The 1,379-nt window shown below is 70.9% G+C and carries 1 protein-coding gene; it reads left to right on the plus strand.

Annotation, left to right across the window (positions count from 1 at the left end; all coding sequences use genetic code 11):
• The first annotated feature begins 150 nt into the window (after positions 1 to 150).
• Positions 151 to 1,326 carry a zinc-dependent alcohol dehydrogenase gene (locus ACFU0Y_RS18170; RefSeq protein ID WP_380216371.1) on the plus strand — a complete coding sequence of 392 codons (1,176 nt, stop codon included), beginning with the start codon at positions 151 to 153 and terminating at the stop codon, positions 1,324 to 1,326.
• Positions 1,327 to 1,379 lie beyond the last annotated feature (53 nt).

Raw genomic sequence — 1,379 nt, forward strand, 5'->3', positions numbered from 1 at the left:
GGCCGGGACCCCGGCCGGGACCCCGGCCGGCGATTCCCCCGGCACCGCGCACTATGCGGGCCCGGACAGTGCCGAGTAGGCTGGGGCCGACCGAACAGATCAGCATGCTGTCCATCCGACCCGGAGGGGCGGTTCTGAGAAGGAGGATCGATGAAGGCTCTGACCTGGCAGGGAAAGCGCTCCGTGAGCGTCGAGGAGGTCCCGGATCCGCAGATCCAGGAGCCCACGGACGCGATCGTGCGGATCACCTCGAGCGGGATCTGCGGGTCCGACCTGCACCTGTACGAGGTGCTGGGCCCGTTCATGGACAAGGGCGACATCATCGGCCACGAGCCGATGGGCATCGTCGAGGAGGTCGGCCAGGCCGTCACCCACATCAAGGCCGGGGACCGCGTGGTCATCCCGTTCAACGTCTCCTGCGGCCGTTGCTTCATGTGCAGCCAGGGCCTGCAGTCCCAGTGCGAGACCACCCAGGTCCGCGAGTACAACAGCGGGGCGGCGTTCCTCGGCTACTCGCGGCTCTACGGCTCCGTGCCGGGCGGGCAGGCCGAGTACCTGCGGGTGCCGCACGCGGACTACGGGCCGATCAAGGTCCCCGAGACCGGTGAGGACGAGCGGTACCTGTACCTCTCCGACGTGGTGCCCACCGCCTGGCAGGCCGTGAAGTACGCCGCTCCCCCCGAGGGCGGCTCCCTGGCCGTGCTGGGCCTGGGCCCGATCGGCCAGATGTCCGCCCGGATCGGCCGGCACCTGGGCTACCGCGTGCTCGCGGTGGACCCGGTCGCCGAGCGCCGGGCCATGGCCGAGCGCCACGGCATCGAGACGCTGGACTCCGCGGGCGACGTGGCCGAGCGGCTCAAGGACCTCACGGACGGGCGCGGCCCGGACTCCGTGGTGGACGCGGTCGGTATGGAGGCCCACGGCTCCCACGTGGCCGGCATCGCCCACGCGGCGGTGGGCCTGCTGCCCTCCCCGCTGGGCCGCAAGGCCATGGAGACCGCCGGGGTGGACAAGCTCGACGCGCTGTACACCGCCATCGACGCCGTCCGGCGCGGCGGCACGATCTCGCTCAGCGGCGTGTACGGCGGGATGAAGGATCCCATGCCGATGCTCACGCTGTTCGACAAGCAGATCCAGCTGCGCATGGGCCAGTGCAATGTGAAGTCCTGGATCGACGAGCTGCTGCCGCTCGTGGACGACCCCTCGGACCCGCTGGGCGTCCTGGACCTGGCGACCCACCAGGTGCCGCTGTCGCAGGCCCCGGAGATGTACGAGAAGTTCCAGAAGAAGGAGGACGGCTGCATCAAGGTGGTGCTCAAGCCGTAGTCCCGGCCACCGCGGGACGTGCACCGGCCCCCGTCCCTCGCGAGGGACGGGGG

Origin of the sequence: Kocuria sp. NPDC057446 (genome assembly GCF_042802875.1) — a bacterium.
In the GTDB taxonomy this organism is placed as follows: Bacteria; Actinomycetota; Actinomycetes; order Actinomycetales; family Micrococcaceae; genus Kocuria.

Bases quoted from the DNA above. Each gene is read 5' to 3' on its own strand.
- ACFU0Y_RS18170 (WP_380216371.1), top strand. From the start codon at position 151: ATGAAGGCTCTGACCTGGCAGGGAAAGCGCTCCGTGAGCGTCGAGGAG.